The 19,420-nt window shown below is 39.5% G+C and carries 12 protein-coding genes; 5 read left to right on the forward strand and 7 right to left on the reverse strand.

The features are described from left to right. Window positions 1–5: 5 nt before the first annotated feature. The 4 genes from AB4Z08_RS01245 to AB4Z08_RS01260 form a co-directional block, all read right to left on the reverse strand. Entirely contained in the window at window positions 6–3,449 is a 3,444-nt protein-coding gene (locus tag AB4Z08_RS01245) for a TonB-dependent receptor domain-containing protein (protein ID WP_441571945.1), read from the reverse strand. 95 nt (window positions 3,450–3,544) lie between these two features. Further along, entirely contained in the window at window positions 3,545–4,468 is a 924-nt protein-coding gene (locus AB4Z08_RS01250; RefSeq protein ID WP_441571946.1) for a FecR family protein, read from the reverse strand. Between the two features lie 71 nt (window positions 4,469–4,539). Beyond that, complete coding sequence (locus AB4Z08_RS01255; protein WP_441571947.1) at window positions 4,540–5,106, reverse strand: RNA polymerase sigma factor; 567 nt, start codon at window positions 5,104–5,106, stop codon at window positions 4,540–4,542. A gap of 57 nt (window positions 5,107–5,163) precedes the next feature. Further along, a complete protein-coding gene (locus AB4Z08_RS01260; protein ID WP_441571948.1) occupies window positions 5,164–6,309 on the reverse strand; it encodes an MFS transporter in 1,146 nt (381 codons plus the stop codon). Between the two features lie 106 nt (window positions 6,310–6,415). Here AB4Z08_RS01260 and AB4Z08_RS01265 point away from each other — a divergent pair, with 106 nt between their 5' ends. The 5 genes from AB4Z08_RS01265 (at window position 6,416) to AB4Z08_RS01285 (ending at window position 9,523) form a co-directional block, all read left to right on the forward strand. Continuing rightward, a complete protein-coding gene (locus AB4Z08_RS01265; protein WP_441571949.1) occupies window positions 6,416–6,772 on the forward strand; it encodes a winged helix-turn-helix transcriptional regulator in 357 nt (118 codons plus the stop codon). Between the two features lie 914 nt (window positions 6,773–7,686). Then, window positions 7,687–7,950, forward strand: coding sequence for a hypothetical protein (locus tag AB4Z08_RS01270; protein ID WP_441571950.1), 264 nt, complete (start codon window positions 7,687–7,689; stop codon window positions 7,948–7,950). 410 nt (window positions 7,951–8,360) lie between these two features. Next, a complete protein-coding gene (locus AB4Z08_RS01275; RefSeq protein ID WP_441571951.1) occupies window positions 8,361–8,573 on the forward strand; it encodes a hypothetical protein in 213 nt (70 codons plus the stop codon). A 138-nt stretch (window positions 8,574–8,711) separates the two neighbouring features. Then, entirely contained in the window at window positions 8,712–8,963 is a 252-nt protein-coding gene (locus tag AB4Z08_RS01280) for a hypothetical protein (protein WP_441571952.1), read from the forward strand. A 311-nt stretch (window positions 8,964–9,274) separates the two neighbouring features. After that, window positions 9,275–9,523, forward strand: a complete 249-nt coding sequence (locus AB4Z08_RS01285; RefSeq protein ID WP_441571953.1) for a hypothetical protein — start codon at window positions 9,275–9,277, stop codon at window positions 9,521–9,523. 442 nt (window positions 9,524–9,965) lie between these two features. Here the strand turns inward: AB4Z08_RS01285 and AB4Z08_RS01290 are convergent, their stop codons facing one another. The 3 genes from AB4Z08_RS01290 to AB4Z08_RS01300 all read right to left on the reverse strand — a co-directional run bounded on the left by AB4Z08_RS01290 (window position 9,966) and on the right by AB4Z08_RS01300 (window position 18,367). Next, window positions 9,966–12,731 (reverse strand): alpha/beta hydrolase family protein, encoded by a 2,766-nt coding sequence (locus tag AB4Z08_RS01290; RefSeq protein WP_441571954.1) that lies wholly within the window; start codon window positions 12,729–12,731, stop codon window positions 9,966–9,968. Window positions 12,732–12,836: 105 nt separating this feature from the next. Further along, window positions 12,837–15,524, reverse strand: coding sequence for an alpha/beta hydrolase family protein (locus tag AB4Z08_RS01295; protein WP_441571955.1), 2,688 nt, complete (start codon window positions 15,522–15,524; stop codon window positions 12,837–12,839). 173 nt (window positions 15,525–15,697) lie between these two features. After that, window positions 15,698–18,367, reverse strand: coding sequence for an outer membrane beta-barrel protein (locus tag AB4Z08_RS01300; protein ID WP_441571956.1), 2,670 nt, complete (start codon window positions 18,365–18,367; stop codon window positions 15,698–15,700). Window positions 18,368–19,420: the final 1,053 nt, after the last annotated feature.

The raw sequence follows: 19,420 nt of genomic DNA on the forward strand, positions 1-19,420 counted from the left end.
AATTTTTACAGGTTGAAAGTCAATCCCAGCATAAATTCTGTTCCGCGGTAAAAACTTCTGCGTACATATTTCTTTCCATAAAAATTTCCACCGGTACCCGGGTTGGCATACACTTCTTCCACTGGTCTGTCGAGTATATTTTTAGCGAAACCTTTTAACTGCAAACGTTTCAGCAGCTGCTGGGAAAACACGATATCCAGCACCGGGTTAGGTCTGGAATACAGATCCGGGGTACCATCCAGGTTTACCTGGATGAGGCGCTCTCCTACCATGTTAAAAGTGGTAGTGATATCTGTACCTGTTTTGCTGTTGTTATAGTTCAGGAACACATTCACCGAATAAGGGGCCTGTTCAAACAGCGGGCTGTTGGCAGGCGCGCGGCGATCGATGGCACGGGAAGATTCCAGTCTCTCCGGTGTTTTCTTAATTTCACTTTGTGCCAGCAATAAGTTGGATCCCAGTGAAAAGTTTTTCATCATCTGACTCAGGATGCCCAGGTTCTTTACTACCTCCAGCTCTATCCCGTATACCTTTCCCTTGTTAGGATCGTTCTGGAATTCGATGGCCGGAAATTCAGGGAAACGGGCGTTCAGTCCGGATGAATTCTGTTTGAATACCTTTGTTAACTGGTTATTGATTTCTTTATAAAAAAGAGATGCAGAGATCACTTCTCCCGGATGCGGGAACCATTCCCAACGGAAATCATAGTTAGTGGTATGCTGGTTTTTCAACTTCGGATTACCTACTACCAATGCAAACTGGAAAGGATCGAAATCAAATACGTTGGTGAGCTCTCTCAGCTCCGGTCTTGCCAGCGTGGTGTTGTAGCCCAGCCGGAAGTTCATATTCTTATTCAGCGTATAGGTAAGGTTAGCAGAGTAGTAAGGTTCGTAATCTGTTTTATAGATAGAATTCGGTTCTGTATATACCAGGTTTACTTTATTACCGCTGGCATCTTTGGTGGTGATAGAAGGGTCCAGGAACACGTTAGAAGTATCTACCGCCGCCTGTATATCCGTCATTTCAAAACGCACCCCACCGGTGAAGCGCAGCTGTTCTGTCAGATGCAGATCGAGCATACCATAGAACGCGCGGGTTTCGTAGTAGCCCTTGTAGTTGTTGGGCGACTTCTGGATGTTATATAAGAAACCACCAACGCGGGGCGCTCCTTCTTCATTATAAGATGATGGCGGGCGGATGCCAATGCGGTCGTAGCCTACCAGCTGGTCCAGCTGACCATTTACTTCATACAAAGGCAATGCGCCATCTGTGGAGTAGTTAGATCCGGGGAGATAGAGTACGTTCTCTGAAAAACTCCTTCTGCGGTGCAGGTAGTTCACGCCTGTTTTAAATTCCTGCTTTTTATCGAGGGCTTTAAAAGGGATGGTTACATCTGCCTTATAGTTGTAATTATTTTCTTTGAGATGACGGAAACGGCGACCATTCGGATCTGCCTGGATGATACCGTAAGGACCGTAGCCGTTTACATAACCGGATACCAGGGAATACAGGCTGGGACTGGATACCACCGGCGGGGTGGTGCCGGGTGTTGTTATAGGACCTGTATAGGAACTTCCGCCGTTGATGCGATAATCTGCCAGGTTCACAAAGCGGTAATCCGGATCATCCTGTGTAGATGAAGAGCTGGCCATGTTGTAGCTCAGTCTTGGTGCATATTCGTTTTTCCCAAACTTATGCTCGCCTTGTAAGTTAAAGGTGTTGAGTGTGCGGTAGCTTTGGCGTAAGGCATAAATGAGATTATATACTTTGCCGGGCAGACCGGTGTACTCGTAGGCGCCGTGCAGGTTGGTGGCACGTGTTTCCGCACCACGACTGCCCAGATACTGCATACTTATTTCGTGCTGAGGGCTGAAGCGATAGGTGAGTCCACCCAAAAATCCATAGTTGAGTGTTTGTGTACCGGTGTTTTCCTTATAATTTAAGTACTTCCCCAGGTTAATGTTGTTAGGGGTAATGTAGTTAGGAATCACGCGGGGACTGTACAATGCGCTGTTGCCCGTTAACACGCCCTGGTATACACTATACTGGGTCAGTGATCCATCGTGGATATCGTTGGTACGGTTGTAATAGTTGGCGCCGGCTATTAATCCTACCTGGTGTTTCTTAAATACAGTGTAACTGTTGCCGTAAGTGATGGAATAGATCTGGTTTAGCGGCGCCTTTTTATATTTAGTAGTTAGTACCGGGTCAAAGCCATGCATAATTTTGTTGATGCGGTTGGCTTCTGCGAGCAGTGCAGGGTCGTTGCGGCTGTTGGCGATTTTGCGTTGAATATCGCCTAATCCGTTTGGGTATTGGGAGGAGAGCTGTTGAAAATCATTGGTCAGTCCTTTTCCTTTTACCTTTTGTCCGAGGAAGCCCATGTCGCTGTTATAGAAACTGTTGACATAGCTGCCTGTTTGTGAGTTCATACCGGATTGCACGGTGATGCTCAGCGTTTGCCGGTCGGGGACTGATTTTGTTTTCAGTTCCACGATACCGGCAGCCGCATCTGCAGGTTTATCAGAGGTAGTTGTTTTGTAGATGGTGATGTTATCCAGCAGGCCGGCAGGTACCAGGTCCAGTGGAATGGCGCTTCTATCCGGATCTGAGGACGCGAGGCGGATACCATTCAGCTGACCGATCACACTACGATCGCCCAAACCGCGGATGGCCACATACTTATCGTCTGTTACCGTTACACCGGATACCCGTTGCAGCGCCTGGGTGGTGGTAATGCTGGCGGTTTTTTCAATGTTTTGTGCCGAGATCCCATCGGAAATCATGGCGGAGTTTTTACGGTCGTTGAGCAACATGGCTTCCGTGTTGGAGCGTCTGCGTGCATCTACCGTTACGGCTGCGAGGGTTTTACTGTCTGCTTTCAGCAGTACAGATAAAACAGGCGAATTGCCGGCCTTCACCATTTTAGTAGCGTAACCTACATAATACACTACCAGTACATCGGTGGTATCTTTCACGTCAATGAAAAAGCGGCCGGATTCGTCTGCAGTAACTACGCTGCCAGTGCTTTGCGCCATGATTTCCGCGTGGGCCACCGGGTTGTTTTTAGTTGCGTCGATGACGATCCCGCTAATGGGTCTTTTGCGGGGAGCTGTTGATTGTTTTATAATGATTTTGCGGATCACGATCTTTTTGCCGTCTACTGCTTCATACTCCAGACCCGTATTCAGGAGCAAGTAGCCGAGAACTTCCGCTACCGTTTTATTATTCAGATCGGCGTTATATTTCTTGTCCAGCACTTTGATATCAGCAGGGTTGTAAAAAAAGGTGACTCCTCCTTTTGATTGCAACTGGCTGAAACATTTTGCGATGCCTTCATTCCTGAAACTGATGTTGATTTTCTGCTGTAAAACGTTGTTTTGCGCCATTGCCGGGAGCGCCATCAACAGCAGGATCCACATACATCCGTGTAAAATTTTTTCCTTCATTCGTTTGATGATTTGAGACAGCAGTTAGCCGTTGCCGACAGCTGTTAGCTGTTAGCTTTTAGCAGTTAGCCTGCCACATGATTTAATACCGTATACTATTTGATTAAAATGGTTCCGTCCTTATTTTTATGTATTGTTAACCTGTAGGAAAGGGAAATTACTTTGAGCATGTCGTCGAGAGAATCACTTTGCTCGAAGGCACCGGTGAATTTCAAACCCGCCGTAGCCGTGTTTTTGCAGATGATTTTCACCCCGTATAATTTTTCTATCTCACTAAAAACTGCTGACAATACAGACTCATTGAACATTAACTTGTTACTGATCCAGCCGGTATTCACTTCCTGCTGTGTATATATTTTTATTTGTTGCGCCGTTTTGTTGAATACCAACTCCTCTGCTGCCCCTAGCTGCCGCGTGACCGTTTCTGCTGTCACCGCTACCCTACCCGATTTCACACTTACCTTCGGCGACTGAATACCGATACTATCCGTTACTACAAACGAAGTTCCCAGCACCTGCACTTTCAGATTAGGGCCGGTAATAATAAAAGGCGCCGTTTCCGGAGTAACATCGAAAAATGCCTCTCCATTTACTTTGATGCTGCGTTTAGGTCCCCGGAAATATTTAGGATACATCATGGTGGTACCGCCATTTAATACTACTACGGAACTATCCGGCAGTATTACCTTCTTCACCTGGTACTTCAGGGCGGTCACCATTTCGATGGGTACGGGATTGAGCCAGTCCTGCAGTTCAAAGCGGTATACCATGGCTGCCACCAACAGCGATACACTCGCCGCTGCCGCCATGCTATACTTCCAGATACTGGTTTTGCGGGGTTCGTATATCGCTAACCGTAAGTTGTCCAGCACCTGCTGCCGCTGTACATCTGCATCGGCAGGAAGCTCTTTCTCCGCCATTGCCTTGTCCAGCCACTGCTGCAAAATTGCCGCTTCCCTGCGGGAGGCATTTCCCGCCAGGTAGTTATCGACCATTCTTTTAAACTGTGATATATTCATCCGGAACATTCTTCTATAGATATGTTCCCGGAAAGGGCGTGCTTGTCCCGAAGAAGTACGTTAAGGAATTATTAACTGATGAATTCTATCAGTAACATGGCTACGGCAATATGGTGTCGCAGCGCCTTCAGCGCGAGGTGCAGCTGGTTTCTCACTGTTTTTTCAGAGAGATTTAATTTTTGGGCAATCTCTGTAATGGATAAATGGTGACGGCGACTCAGCAGAAATATCTCCCTGGTTTTTACCGGGAGGGTATTTAATTGTTCATCTATCTCCCTGAATACATCCGCTTCCTCCATCTTCTCCCAGATATCATTTAATACGGGTAATATATATTCCTGTACCCGGTCCAGTTCCTCCGGGCGGTTCATGACTTCCTGTAATTTCTTCAGCGACTGAAAACGTACAGCCTGCAGCAGGTAGCTTTCCAGCGGGCCCTTTATATTTATTCTCTCCCGCCGCGACCAGAGGGAGATATATACCAGTTGTACCACGTCTTTGGCATCATCTGCCGAGCCCAGGATCTTTAGCGCAAAGGCATATAATACCGGCCAGTGACGGTTGAAACACCTTTCAAAAGCTTTCTGATCACCGGCACGGATAAGATTGAGTAACTCGATATCTTCACTAGACTGCATGGCTGGTCGTAATTTAACAACGCGAGGCAAAATAGTGGATTTGGGGTTGCCGGGGTTTTAAGTTAGTGTTATCTTTTGCCTGCCATTCTTTAATACCCATACTGCGCCTGCCATTGCGAGCAATACAATGCTCGTCCACGCAATCTGATGCACATTCGTTCTGGCGATGGTCATACCCCCTACCGTTGCCCCTATAGTGACCGCCAGGTTGCCACAGGATGTAAAAATGCTGTTCACGAATTCCGGTGACTCCGGCGCCGCAGACGTAACATTAATATTGCTGATCAGGAAACCACCGGTATGGATAAATCCCCAGATAACGATGACACCGATCATTAACGCTTTATGTGCCCCCGCCGTGTACAAGATGATATGCGTTATCGCCAATGCTGCAATGAATACGATGGTAGTATTGCTGATACTTTTACTCAGCATCTTCCCCGCCAGCCAGTTGCCGCCCACACCTGTAATACCAAAGATCAGCAGCATAGCGCTGATTTCACTGCCACTCATGCGGGTAACGTTATCCAGGTACGCCGCCAGGTAACCATAGCTTGCATACATCGCCGATACCATCAGACAGGCGAGTAACAACTGCGTCCATAGCTCCCTTTTCTTAAGGACACTTAGCTGGCTACTGTATGATACTTTTTCTGCTGGCATTGCCGGCAGCCATATCGCCATGCCTATTCCAGAAATAACATTCACCACCACGCATAAACCGAAAGCTGCCTTCCAGGTAAACAGATCTGCCATCAACGTAGACAACGGCACCCCGAGCACACTTGCAATCGTGAAGCCCCCAAAAACAATCCCCACTGCTTTAGGTGCGTCTTCTTTTTTTACACTTGTTGCCGCCGTGGATAAGGCAATAGACCAGAACACCGGATGCAAGAACGCAGGGAGTATCCTGGCGATCAGCAGCATGTTAAAATCCGTTGCCTCGTATGAAATGACGTTGGAAATAGTGAAGATGCTCAGCACAAAGAGCATCGCCTTCTTTTTATCCATGTTTCCAAACAGCAGCACCATGAACGGCCCGAAGATCGCAATCACCAAGGCAAAAGCACTCAACAACCACCCGGCCTTGTCGATCGTGACCTGGAAATGCGCCGCTATCTGCGGCAAAATACCTATTACGCCGAATTCTGTTGTGGCAATGCCGAAGATGCCTAAAGCCAGTAAATAAAGTGTTCGTTTCATCCTGCTAATTTTTATGCAAATTTGCAGGGTAGCGTTCATGCTTTGAGGTAGTTTACTTTTTAGTGTGATACTTACCTTTTTGAAAGTATCTTAACCAGTTTGAGTTATGCCGGAATTTTTTCATGATAGTAAGTTGTATTATACACCGATTGAGTTTGCCCTCAGGCACATCGGTGGTACCTGGAAAATGCCCATTCTCTGGCGCCTGCATTTACGCGTCATGCGGTATGGGGAACTCAAAAACGATATCCCTTACATCACGCATAAAATGCTCACCTCACAGCTGCGGGAACTGGAGGAGTTAGGGATGGTAGAGCGGATCGTTTATCCGGTAGCACCGCCCAAAGTGGAGTATAAGATTACTGCTACAGGTTTACTTGCTGTACCGGTGATAGAGATGATTATGAAGTATGGCGTGGAGATGATGGGGGTTGCTGGGGTAGCGTATCCGCCGATTTCTTAGTGGGTGCATGTTCATTGCAGGGGGGTATAGTAAATTCGGGTCAAGAAAAGAGCACGTTCCAATATAATTGGATAAGTTTCTCTTCCCACATCATTATAACAAAAATCCAGATTGCCTATAATTCAATGATTGGTAGTTAGATGAATCTATTAGGAGATCACAACAGCTTACAGTAATAATAACTTCTATAACTAATAGCCTTGCAGAATAAAAAAACTCCTCCTTCTTCTGCTAATTAAAATAATTACGACAAGCTGATGAAGTTCTAAAAATGAACTTCACATTCAGAAACAATTCGAAGCTATGAAAAAAGAAAAATTAATATTAGTCGCTATTCTCACTTTAGCAATTACAAGCGCTGGGGTGGCACATAAAGCAAATACTTTTCGCTATTTTTTGTAACGGGTACGTCTGGAGGTTGTAATGCTCCACATCTTGCTCCACGGACTACTACTACTAATCCATGGACTGGCAATGCATTCACAACTGCTGCGTCAACAGGTCCTGATTATTATAACCCATGCCCAGTAATTACAATTAAATTGGTTGGGTAAAAACCCCACCATCGATCTGTTTAGTCATAATAAAAAAAAGCGCGATAGGGAGCATCATATTTAGGAGTGTGACAGTCTACAAAGATTAAAATTTATTTGCGCATTGAGGGAAATTGCATAATTGTGCTAGTATTCGATTCTTGCTTCAGAACATCTTGTTTCATTTGACACATACATTCTCATTGACAATGATATAAAGAATTCAAAGGTATCCTCGGATAGAAAGCGGTTTCCCATCTCGAATCATTTATTTATCCGTGACAGCCAAGTTGATGAACACAAAAGAATGTTAAAATAGCGGAATAAAGTTAGATTTCAAGATCAAATCAATTCTTACCAGAAACTTTAAACTAAAAAAACATGAAGAAAGCAAAACTAGCGTTATCAATTACTGCCGTTCTAGCAGTTATAAGTGGGGCATTGGGATTTAAAGCGAAATCCGTTCATGTATTCTATAAAGATTCTACAATCGGCAGCCTAAGAATAGCTTGTTCTATACCAATTAGCACGACTTGGACTACAACCACCACAACTCTTATACCCGGCGCGTTTACGACATACCTTTCTACAACTAAAGATATAAATAACCCTTGCCCGGTGATAACAGTTAAGGCAAGTGCATGACATAGTATTCTGTACATATCTAGCGCTTCCATTGAAAAACCATTTTCTAATTCTATGGCGAAGGATACTACATAAAAATTAATATTGACAAAGGAAACAAAGGTTGAGCATTCGGAAACTGCTACTTGAATGCACACAGATCGCAAGACTGTTCTGTAAATTAAGGAAATGAAAAAACACAGGATCTATTTGAAGATTTTGGTATTTTCTAGATTACTGGTGGAGCATGCGTATATAAACCCAGTAACTTTTATTAGCCAACTGTATGTGGGTGGTGAGTGCACGGTCGCATTTACACCATACTATAGTTTGACAACAGATAACCGAATACCTGGCAAAAAGATATTATTATCGAAGGTGCTAGGAAAATGCATGAAACGTGTCATTGTCGGAGGGTAAAAAAAAATTTTATGATACAAGCGAAAATAGCAGTATACATAATACTAGTTGTAGGCACACTGGCCATACTATTGAGTTGGCCAAGCAGCACTTATCAATACCCTATTGAGTTTAAGACTATCTCCGCTATTACTTACGACAAAACAACTACTATTCAAGGAATTACGATTCCTCCGTATGCGCAGCCTGTGATGACAGCAAAAGTAATGGTAGCATTGAAGTAAATGATGAAATTGATTTAGTATAAAAAAACGTTCTCTTTTCAAAATCAATCATCTCAAATTGGAAATCGAAATCACTGCAAAAAAATAAGTCAAGAACAAAATAAATTTTATCTCCAGATCTCAGAAATTTAAAAAACTATGAAAAAGGCAAAATTAGCATTAACAGCTGTTTCGATCTTAGCCGTAATAGGTGGGGCCCTCGCTTATAAAGCAGCTATTCCAAAATCTCTCTATAAATCTACGGTCAATGGCGGACCTTGCAGCTATGCTGTTAGTCTGGCATATATAACTACCTCTTGCACGGATCCCGGTGCATTTACCACTGAGCTTTCCCTTTCAAGGGATTTGGTAAATACCTGCCCTGTTATTTGCATTAGGGCAAATTTTTAAGAAATAGTCATACATATAAGACATTTATGACATAAACACTATCCTTTAATATTAAAAATAACGACTCTATGAAAAAATATTAAGACGTATTCTTACATATTAATTAATATTAGTAGAGTATTGTTCGATAATTTCCGATAGCGTTTAAGCTTATCCTTCAATTTACAATACATCAGTAAATTGCGACTAATTTTACTATTGCTAGGAATTTAGGAATCCCAGTTCCGTCATTACCGTTAAATCCAACTTTATAAAGGAAGGAAGATAAAAATTGATATGAGGACAAAAAAAACAAAATAAATTAAACAACTATGAAAAAAGCAAAAATTGCGCTGACAATATTAAGCCTCTTCTCAATTATAGCAGGCGCATTAGCATATAAGGTCAACACCACACGTCTTTTCTATTCTACAGGTCCACAAGGCAACTGCGATGCAATACTTTTTACGAAGCTGGCCGTGACAACCAACTTATTCTTTGGCGCCTTTACTACATTATTATCTACTACAAAAGACAATCAAAACCCATGCCCTGGCATGTCTGTCAGAACAATATCATAAAATTTTCCTCCGATGAGAATAATTCCGATCACCACGACCTCTAAAAAAAGAAAAATAACCTACTGAATCTAATTTCTGGGGGCAAGGACGAATTTTACAAATCCGCGCTTTCACTTGCATATTATGAGATTACTTAAAAGATCTTTTATTCTTTTGGTTGCCCCATCAATGATGTGATCAGTGAGTTCTCTATTTTATGACATTGTTCAAATATTCAGACTCCAATATATCTTCATTGTGAGAGCATTCAAGCTTTGTAATATACCTTGGCTTCGGGGATCTGCCTAAATACAGTCCTAACAAGTAAATAATTAGCTAAATAGCATCAGATAAATGGGATGCTTTTCGCCCATTAATTAATTATACAAAAGCTCTTCCTTGTCAGTTCCAGCATTATGATCACAACTTTATGTAAATGCAATGTTAGAATATATCTCATTTATTATTGAGATTCATTTTTTACTGTATTGCTAATTGTATCATTGATTATATAAGATGTTGGAGTTTTAATAGTATAATCCAAATTCAATCCTGCATCAATCCCTTTTGACCTGGCAGGAACTCCCTTTGTCATCCAAAATGGTGCAGCTTTATCTTTCAAATAATGATCAAAAAATTGGGCCATGCGAACACTAAAATCTTCGCCTTCCTTCCCGTAAACTGCATGGTTCCCTTCATACAGGAGCATCCAAGATTTTTTCCCTAAGCGGCGTAATGCTGTAAAAAATTCAATGATATTACCAAGTGGGCACCCCGTGTCATCTTTAGTATGCATAAGCAGAATGGGAGTAGAAATTTTATCTGCGTGCAAGACCGGAGAGCTTTTAATATATGAATGAAGACTGTCCCAAAGAGTCCCTCCCATTCTAAATTGTCCAATTTGAAACATTTCCTGCAAGCTAGCTCCTTCACCTGTTAGGCTATTAAATCCACTGATCCAATCACCGACTCCTGATGCTGAACACGCTGCTGCAAACAAGTCAGTTTTCGTTACCAGGTAATTAGTTTGGATACCACCCCAACTGCACCCTTGGATACCCATTCTTTTCTCGTCAACAAAAGGTAATTTCATTAAATGCTTCGCGGCAGATACAACTGCATTGTAAGTACCTTGCATAGGATCTCCAATTGTATACTCAATATCAGGACAAAAAACCAGATATCCATTACTAACATAATAAGGAATATTAATAACGCATCCATTATTTAATGCTTTAGGTAATAGGAAGGCATTTAACCCATCTGATAATGATTCGTAGTAATAGAAAATAACAGGGTATCTTCTTGTAGAATCAAAATTCTCTGGTTTATATAAAATCCCTTTCAAAAAAGTATCGTCTAATGATTTCCATTTATGCAGTTCAGTAGAATACCAATTATATTTAGTTTGTGGATGAAAGTCTGTAATTGGTACAAAGGTCTTAAAGTTCGTAGTATAAAATAAATTGGGGTACTCGGTAGCGCTCATACGTCTTACAATATACGAATTCGCATTTCTCGCCTTTCTGGGCGTGAAATTAACACCGTCTGGCGTCGCCGCACTATTAGGTATATCATAAAGGACTGATCCCATCGTCAACAAAGTAGGGTCAATCGCATTGCCAAACGTAAAAGAATAGAACCCATTTTCCTTTGTTTCTGGATTAAATGCTGTCAAAAACACTTTTTCTCCCTTTTGGAAAAAAACAGGATCATCACTATTAATAATCAAAAACAATTGTATATTATTCCTCCTTCCATAGCCGCGTGTTAAATTCACCGGAAAAAAAATCCCTTTGGGATCTACCATCCATATATCGTTTCGGTCGTACATGATGACCGCCGAATCATTATCTACCCAACATGCTATAGGACTAGTAAATCTTCTCTCCCACGATGTATTTATATTTTTTGTTATATTTCTAATAATTCCAGTAGCGATCTCATATGTGAAAAAATTCTTGTTCTCCTTATCAGAGTAAATAAAGTATTTTTCATATTTAGATATATTTGGATAAAAATCATCGCTAATTGAATTAAGTGAAGTTCGTTCACCTGTCTTCGTCGAAACCAAATATGATGTTGTCTTACAAGCAGAATTCCAAGTCTCCCCAGCACCACCTATATTAATTTCTCTATGAAGTACTAGAATAGAATCAGTCAATGGGGGCCGATAAGAAACCGGAGAGAATTCATCTTTTCCCTCTATGCGTAAAACATTACCATCTAGAATATTTACAATGGCTCTATAGCGATCACTTTTTTCCTTCCCCCCTTTCCGTTGCTGTGATTGTAGCACTTTATCGTTAAAGCTCCAGACTTCTGGCTGAGAAAGATCAATATTCGTACTTTCCTCCAGAACCGCTCTTTCTTTTAAAGTAATAAAGATTCTACTATTATCCATACTAAAATATTGCAGACTATTTAACTCGAGATTGCTGTCTTTAATAGCACTTAGATCTGGTAGTATACAATGAGCCTCCTCTTTTCCCCATTCGTAATACCAGATTCCATCCTTACCAGCTAAATTATTTTGGGTATTAGCAATAAAAGCCATTTTATTACCATCTGTACTGAAAATTACATTCCGAGTACCGCTTCCTTTCCAGAGATTGGAACACTTACCATTAGTAATATTGACCCAATCCAAATGTTCTCTTTTACTGGCATCCGCTTCTTCATCCCTCACTATAATAAGGCCATTTCCAGTAAAATAGTAATTTTTTACTGATAGGAAAACGAAAGACCTACTATTCTCAAGATTTCGTAGAATAAGTTTTCCTCCTTTAACCCCTTGACGATAAGCAATCCATTCTTTATTTCCATTCTTGGGTAATTTGTATGATATGATATCAAAAAGAGTATCAGTAATACCCAATCCTAATTTGACTATATAAATCCTATCTGCCGCGGTCAATATAGCGCTCCTATCATTTGCAGCAAAGATCATATTTTCAATACCAGGAAACGTCTTTTTCCACTTCGCATCATTTGTTTGCAGAATCAAAGTATGGCATCCCATACTCTCATTTCCCACAAAATAGCTAATATACTTTCCATTATTACTCAAATAAACGGATTCTGTAACAGGCCAACTGTCATATGAACTTGAGTCTATTAAAACTTTAGGCTGTTTATTACTCATCTGACTTTTTCCAAGTGTCAAATTTTGCCCAAAGCAAAAAAGCGCAAGCAGTATGAGGAAAAATAATGAAATAATATGTTTCATCTTGATATTTTAACTTTATTTATTAATCCTTACCCTCCAAATTATACTCACAATACTGCAACTAACTACACATTATTCTCAGTAATAGTACTAGCGGATTATATATTATTTTCGCAATTTACATGAAGCAGAAACCGATTCATATTCCAGGCTTTTACTCTTATCCCTAATTAGATTTGGCTCAGGTGTTCTAATACTACTATCTAGTTCCAAGCCGGATTTAATTCCTCGAAATCTTGCTTGTATACCTGCTGTCATCCAAACTGGTGGCAGACTATCCATTAGGTAGTGATCGAAGAATTGCTTCATTCGAATACTAAAATCTTCTGCTTCTTTTCCATATAGACCATGATTACCATCATATACCAACATCCATGACCTTTTGCCAAGTCGGCGTAGGGCAATAAAAAACTCAAGAATATTAGAAAAGGGACATATCCCATCATCCTTTGTATGCATTAATAAAATTGGGGTTGAGATCCTATCGGCAAACAATACTGGTGAGCTCTTCATATAATAGAAAGTTCTTTCCCAAAGCGTTCCCCCCATCCTAAATTGTCCTGATTCATACATTCCCTGCAGGCTAGCACCGTATGACAAGAGACTTCCGTATCCGCTAATCCAGTCAGCAATGCTCGACGAGGAGCAAGCCGCGGCAAATAAGTTAGTTTGCGTAACGAAATAATTAGTCTGAATCCCTCCCCAACTGCAGCCTTGCAATGCCATTCTATTAGCATTAACAAATGGCAATTGAGATAAGTAACTGGCTGCTGAGATAACTGATTCAAAAGCCCCCCGCATCGGATCTCCAATTGTATAGTGAATGTCGGGGCAAAATACAAGGTATCCGTTACTTGTAAAATATGGAATATTAATACTGCAAAAACCGGAAAGAGCCTCTGGAGCCAAATAGGCGTTTAATCCATCAGATTCTCTCTCATAATAATGAAAAATAACGGGGTATTTTTTTGTTGAATCAAAATTCTCAGGTTTGTATAAAATCCCTTGTAAAACTGTTTGGCTTGAAGTTTTCCAGGTATGTAACTCTGATGTATACCAATTATACATCTTCTCCGGATGAAGATCGCTTAACGGTCTAAAAGTTCTAAAGTCCGTAGTACTAAAATAATTTGGCGCCTCGCTAGCGCTCATCCTTTTGACAATAAATTTCTTCACTCGCTTTATTCTTTCTGCATTAAACCCGTAAGTACTCTGAATACTTTCACTATTGATAATATTGTAAATTCTCGACTCCATTAAAAGTGAATCAGGATTACCTTCAAGATTAATTTTCTTTTGATAGAATCCATTCTCCTTTGTTTTTTGATTAAATGCTGTCAAAATAAGTATTTCCTTACTAAGGATATAACGATGGCTGTACTCCTCCAACGCTAATGAGAAAACTATATTACGCGTTTGTCCATATTTGTTAGTTAGACATATTGGTGAAGCTATCCCAGACGGGGCAATTTTCCAAATATCATGCTGACCATAAATAACTAGGAAAGCATCCCCTTCTCCCCATGCAGCAACACTTCTATAACGATAAAATTCACTATTGAAATTGTCTTCCCAAACTTCATCAACACCCCTTGTTATATTTTTAATCATCTTAGTGGCAATTTCATATGAAAAGTAATTTTCCTGTTTGCTATCGTAATAGATAATGTACTTTCCACCGGGTGAAATTTCCACTAACATATTACCATCTATAAAATCTAACGGCGTTCTAGATCCATCTATAGTCGATACAAGGTACCAATATACTTTGCATGTCACATTCCATTTCACTTCACCTCCTTTACCATCATTCTCCTGCGCCTTAATTAATACCGATGTATCAGAAACGCATTTAACATTCGCCGCAGGCATTACCAAACATTCATTTCTATATTCTAATTGATTAATTATCGAACTATTAAGTTTAACAACAGCAGCATAATCACGGTGCACCGGATCAGAAAGTTGATGCGTCTGCAATTTATGGTCGTTAAAATTCCAAATGTCCAATTTTACCATCTTTTGAGTAAGAGGGGAGGCAGGAATTTTTTCTTTCTCTCTTAATGTAATGAAAATTAAATCTCCTTTCTTACTGAATTTTTGTATAGACGCCAGCCTTAGATCATGACCGGCTCCAATTAAACTATCTGTAACGATGCATCGAGCGGTGAAAGCACTTGTCAATTTCGCAAGCCAAATAGCACCTCTCTCACTATCCTTATCCACAGTAATAAATGCCATTTTATCCCCATATTCGTCAACTATAAATTTCGTTGCGCCCCAACCTCTCCATACAGTATTTATCTTGCCAGTTTCCAAGCCTACAACGTTTAATACCTGGACAATCTCTCCCGCATTTTTAACCGTCTGGAGCAATACAAGAGATTTGCAGTTATTACTTACTTTGTACGTTTTCACAGACGAATAAGAGACCGTTTTGCTTGTTATTATATTTTTAATCACCAAATCATCCACAATGTCCTTGGGACGATATATTATATACCTTCCCTTTATTTCATATGACCCAACGCTTGGTATAAATGAAACTATAGAACTACCGAGCCTAATTACGCCAAGGCTATCACCCAAATTAATCCATAGCGCAAATTGACTGTTTGGTGCGAAGGTAATTGGTCCTGAAATACCGGAAACTACAGCCTTCCAATTACTTCTCAAAGAACCTATAACACCAGTGCGGCCTCCAGTGGGTTGGTTTTCAATTAAATAACTAACATAATCTCTATTACTACTAATACATCCCTCCGTAACCGATGGCCATTGACTAAATGTCAATGAACTGATAATTTTCTTAGTGTAAGTCTTATGAATCTGATGGGGTGATAGTTGGCACGAGGCATCTCCACTGAAGATACAGATTAGAATAAACAGCGTACAAGCCTTTTCTGAGAACATCATTTTTCGATCTATATTTCAACCAAATAACCATACAAAATCTTATTCACTTTCTATTTCCCGCTACTTTTCCTCTTCTTAATGTAGTAAGTAAGATTAAGCAAGAACAACCTTTGTAGTCCAATCGAATAGGTATCTGTTATGTAACTATCACTGATACTCCTGTTATAATTAGTATTGCTGTTTGTCAAATCAAATCCTTGAATCTTGACTACCAACTGTTTTGTATTCAGTAACGATTTAGATACATACGCATTTAACACCAGTGCATTAGGATTATATCCTGCAATTCTACCCGTACTTAATATATACTTTATATTTCCTCCCACAACTATTCCTAAGGGAATATTGATGTTCCAGTCAAATGAAACCTTATAAGTAAGAAATTTAGAATCACCATTCTCATTATTAGTATATTTCAAGCTATTATAGCTAACATTAGTCGATGTGGTAATATCAAATATTTCGTTATAAGAACTACGAAAGCTGACCGCTTGCATCGCAGATCTATTATAACAAAACCCACCCTTTCCATTCAAATAATTCACATCTCGATTAAGACCCAAAACAGTAGATAATTTAATTGTACTTCTTTTTCCCAAAGGATAACCATTATCAATACCGATTTTTACAGCATAAGCTCCATCTCTATTTATAGGTTGATTTATCTGACGTCCCAGTGTATCAATAGAGGTTCCATTTATTATCTTCCCTGTCACATATTCCCCTCCCAATATAATAGATAGATTGCGCAATGACTTTGCATTAATAGAAATATAACTGATTGATGCAGCGTGAATACGCATTGGATTCAAACTCTGGTTTCCTAGTTGTATGTAAAGTGGGTTTGAGTTGTCCACAACTGGTTGTAATTGTGAAACATCCGGCATTTCAACTGTTATAACATATGAAACACCGAGCTGTCTTCTTTGATCGAAATAATAATTGAACGAAATATTAGGTACAACAATAACCTTTCGTAGCGAGACACTACCAACTTTGCTCAAATTATCATTACGCATGTTCACAATATTTGCAAATAAAGAAACGTTGTAATCATACTTTTTCTTGGAAGTGCTTATGCCTAATCCTAAATAATGATAAAGTAGTTTACTCGAGAACCTATTACTCAATGAATCATTCTTAACATCGTAATCTCTTGTATTTGCATTGTAGTCGTATACAGGAAGATTTGAGGGTGAGTTAGTGTGGCTTAATATATATGTAAAAGTCAGTAAATGTGTCTTGATTATAGGTTCTGTATAAGCAAAGGAGAACTGCAGAAATTCATTTTCGTTTAAAGTGGACCTTTTTTGATTTATAGTATCACTTCTTGATTCTCTATTGTATTGATTGTATTCGCTCATTGAGATATTGTGATCGACCGATTTGAGTCCATAGGACCCATATACCAACCCCATATTTAGCAGGCGACCATCTTTTTTGAATTTCTTTGCGAATAGAACGGTAGTTAACAGATTGTATATACTCGCATCGTTTGACCTTTTCACTAAGCCGCTGTTCAGAACTTTTGTTCCTTTATCTGCCATTTTAAAACTATCGTTCTGAATGTTACTACCATTCTGGTAATTGAATAAATTCGTGAAAGATAGTGTTTGAAATGAGTCAATTCTATAATCTAATTTTACATTTGCTATTTGATTCGTCGAATAATAAGTTGACTGGTCCCACACCTCATAGTAATTAGAATCCAATAATAAATTTTGTTGAGTACTTTTTTTTTGATACTCCTTTCTTGACTTATCTATTAAATAACTACTATATATTGTTACTTTTTTGCCTAAATCTTCACTGTAATTACCTCCCCCCTTCCATGATTCGATAAACCCATCATTAGTGCTTATTTTTCCGTCTTGAAGTCCATTTACATTATCCCCAGTGATGAATATGCCAATTTGTTGTTTTCTATTAAACCTACCTAAACTAATTTTTGATGCAAATTTGCTATTCACACCATATGAAGTCGACACCTGCCCCGTTATCTCATTTCTTCTGTCATCCCGTATAGTAATATTAATTATCTTCTCCGTACGTTTTCCATTAATATCTTTTGATTGAAACTGATCCTTTTTTCGGTTAATCAACTGTACTTTATCAACCATTTCAGATAATATATACCTACTGACAAGCATAGGGTCATCAATAAAAAATAGTCTTCCATCTATTAAAATTTGCTTCGTAATTTCTCCATTAATAGTAATACTCCCATCATCGCCGACCTCTACGCCAGGCAGTTTTTTTAATAGATCTTCCACTGTGGCGTTGGGTCTAGTTTTAAAATTACTCGCATTGTATTCAATGGTGTCTCTTTTTATTTTAACTTGATTCCTTCCCTCTTTTATTTCAATTGGAGCTAAATCCAATCCGACTCTTTGAAGTTCAATTATACCTAGATTAATAGAGTTGGTCACGCCACTTGTGTTAATTAAATGCGATGATTCTCTATAACCCAGATATCTCACCGTTAAAAAGTAATTTCCTGGATGAAGACTGTCTATTACAAAATACCCCGCCTTATCTGTGAAAGTTGATCTCACCTTTGTTGAATCCTGGGCTTTTAAGCAAGCGATTGAGGYGCCTGAAAGAACGGAAGAACTATTACTATCGTAAACCCGTCCCAAGACTTGCACTTTCCCATTAGTCTGTGACCGGACCTGGATTGTCAAAAGGATGGTAATAAACATCAACAATACTTTCTTCATAATGAGGGATTACCGGTACCTGAAAATTCTGCTTTTTTATTGCGATTGGAATGCAGTAGGTGTATTTTTCCAACTCTGCTAACTTTTCAAATTTCTAAATAAAATAATTCACAAGTGTATGCTCATTGCAGTGGAGAATTCTAATTTTGAATAGTCAACGCGGAAGTCATAAGCATTACTCGCATTATCAATGCGATTTACTATTATGACATGGTGCGCTAAAACAATTCACAAACTATATCTTTTAGTAAATACTACGAACCCTCAATAATGACGATCCATTACTTGGTGTTTTAATTCATATAAAACATTATCTATGCCGGAAGGACTATGTACGCTTACTTTACTGGCTCAAATTAGCAAGCGTTTTACTTAAGAACATAATAACGGAACTCAAAATAACTGGTATTCTAATGAATAGACACAATAATTCCATCACAACAAGCAAGAATCATCCACTAAAAGACAGTGTAGATGTTCTATTCATGCGAAATCGGATGCCGAAGGAAATCCTTGTTGCAAGCCCTGAGCCTGTAAGTCTAACAATCCGGTTCTTTCATCAGAAATATTACAAATATGAAGAATTGGCCGGTTGAACGATCAGTGAACTTTCGATAAATAAAATGACGGATATATAGTTTATAGAGAACGATAATGTATTTGATACAACTATCAATAGACTAAAAAGCACATAGAGTCTATCCCGTATACTATGATAGACTCTATGTGCGAAAATACACAGATAGTTACAAAAATTTATTCGATACGGAATCGTGGACGTCATAATTCAATTGGTTTCTATGCCGCTATTGCCTCAAGGCCACTATGGATGACATTTAACCTCGTTTCCGAGATTACATCGGGAATTTTTAAATCAAAAATGAACAACTACAATGGATGTATCCTCTCGCTTTTTTAAAACCACTATATTCAACGACTCAAAATACAAACTGTATACCTGGTTTGCAATACCTATAATATTGGTACAACTAATAGTATTTAAGTACTTTTATCCATTTGCCGGATTCATTAATGGAGATTCTTATGTCTACC

This window comes from Chitinophaga sp. RAB17 (assembly GCF_052114225.1).
GTDB lineage: Bacteria > Bacteroidota > Bacteroidia > Chitinophagales > Chitinophagaceae > Chitinophaga.

Excerpts from the sequence above, each read along its gene's own strand:
- AB4Z08_RS01275 (WP_441571951.1), top strand. The coding sequence starts at position 8,361 with ATGATACAAGCGAAAATAGCAGTATACATAATACTAGTTGTAGGCACA.
- AB4Z08_RS01255 (WP_441571947.1), bottom strand. The coding sequence starts at position 5,106 with ATGCAGTCTAGTGAAGATATCGAGTTACTCAATCTTATCCGTGCCGGT.
- AB4Z08_RS01270 (WP_441571950.1), top strand. The coding sequence starts at position 7,687 with ATGAAGAAAGCAAAACTAGCGTTATCAATTACTGCCGTTCTAGCAGTT.
- AB4Z08_RS01245 (WP_441571945.1), bottom strand. The coding sequence starts at position 3,449 with ATGAAGGAAAAAATTTTACACGGATGTATGTGGATCCTGCTGTTGATG.
- AB4Z08_RS01265 (WP_441571949.1), top strand. The coding sequence starts at position 6,416 with ATGCCGGAATTTTTTCATGATAGTAAGTTGTATTATACACCGATTGAG.
- AB4Z08_RS01285 (WP_441571953.1), top strand. The coding sequence starts at position 9,275 with ATGAAAAAAGCAAAAATTGCGCTGACAATATTAAGCCTCTTCTCAATT.
- AB4Z08_RS01250 (WP_441571946.1), bottom strand. The coding sequence starts at position 4,468 with ATGAATATATCACAGTTTAAAAGAATGGTCGATAACTACCTGGCGGGA.
- AB4Z08_RS01280 (WP_441571952.1), top strand. The coding sequence starts at position 8,712 with ATGAAAAAGGCAAAATTAGCATTAACAGCTGTTTCGATCTTAGCCGTA.
- AB4Z08_RS01290 (WP_441571954.1), bottom strand. The coding sequence starts at position 12,731 with ATGAAACATATTATTTCATTATTTTTCCTCATACTGCTTGCGCTTTTT.
- AB4Z08_RS01260 (WP_441571948.1), bottom strand. The coding sequence starts at position 6,309 with ATGAAACGAACACTTTATTTACTGGCTTTAGGCATCTTCGGCATTGCC.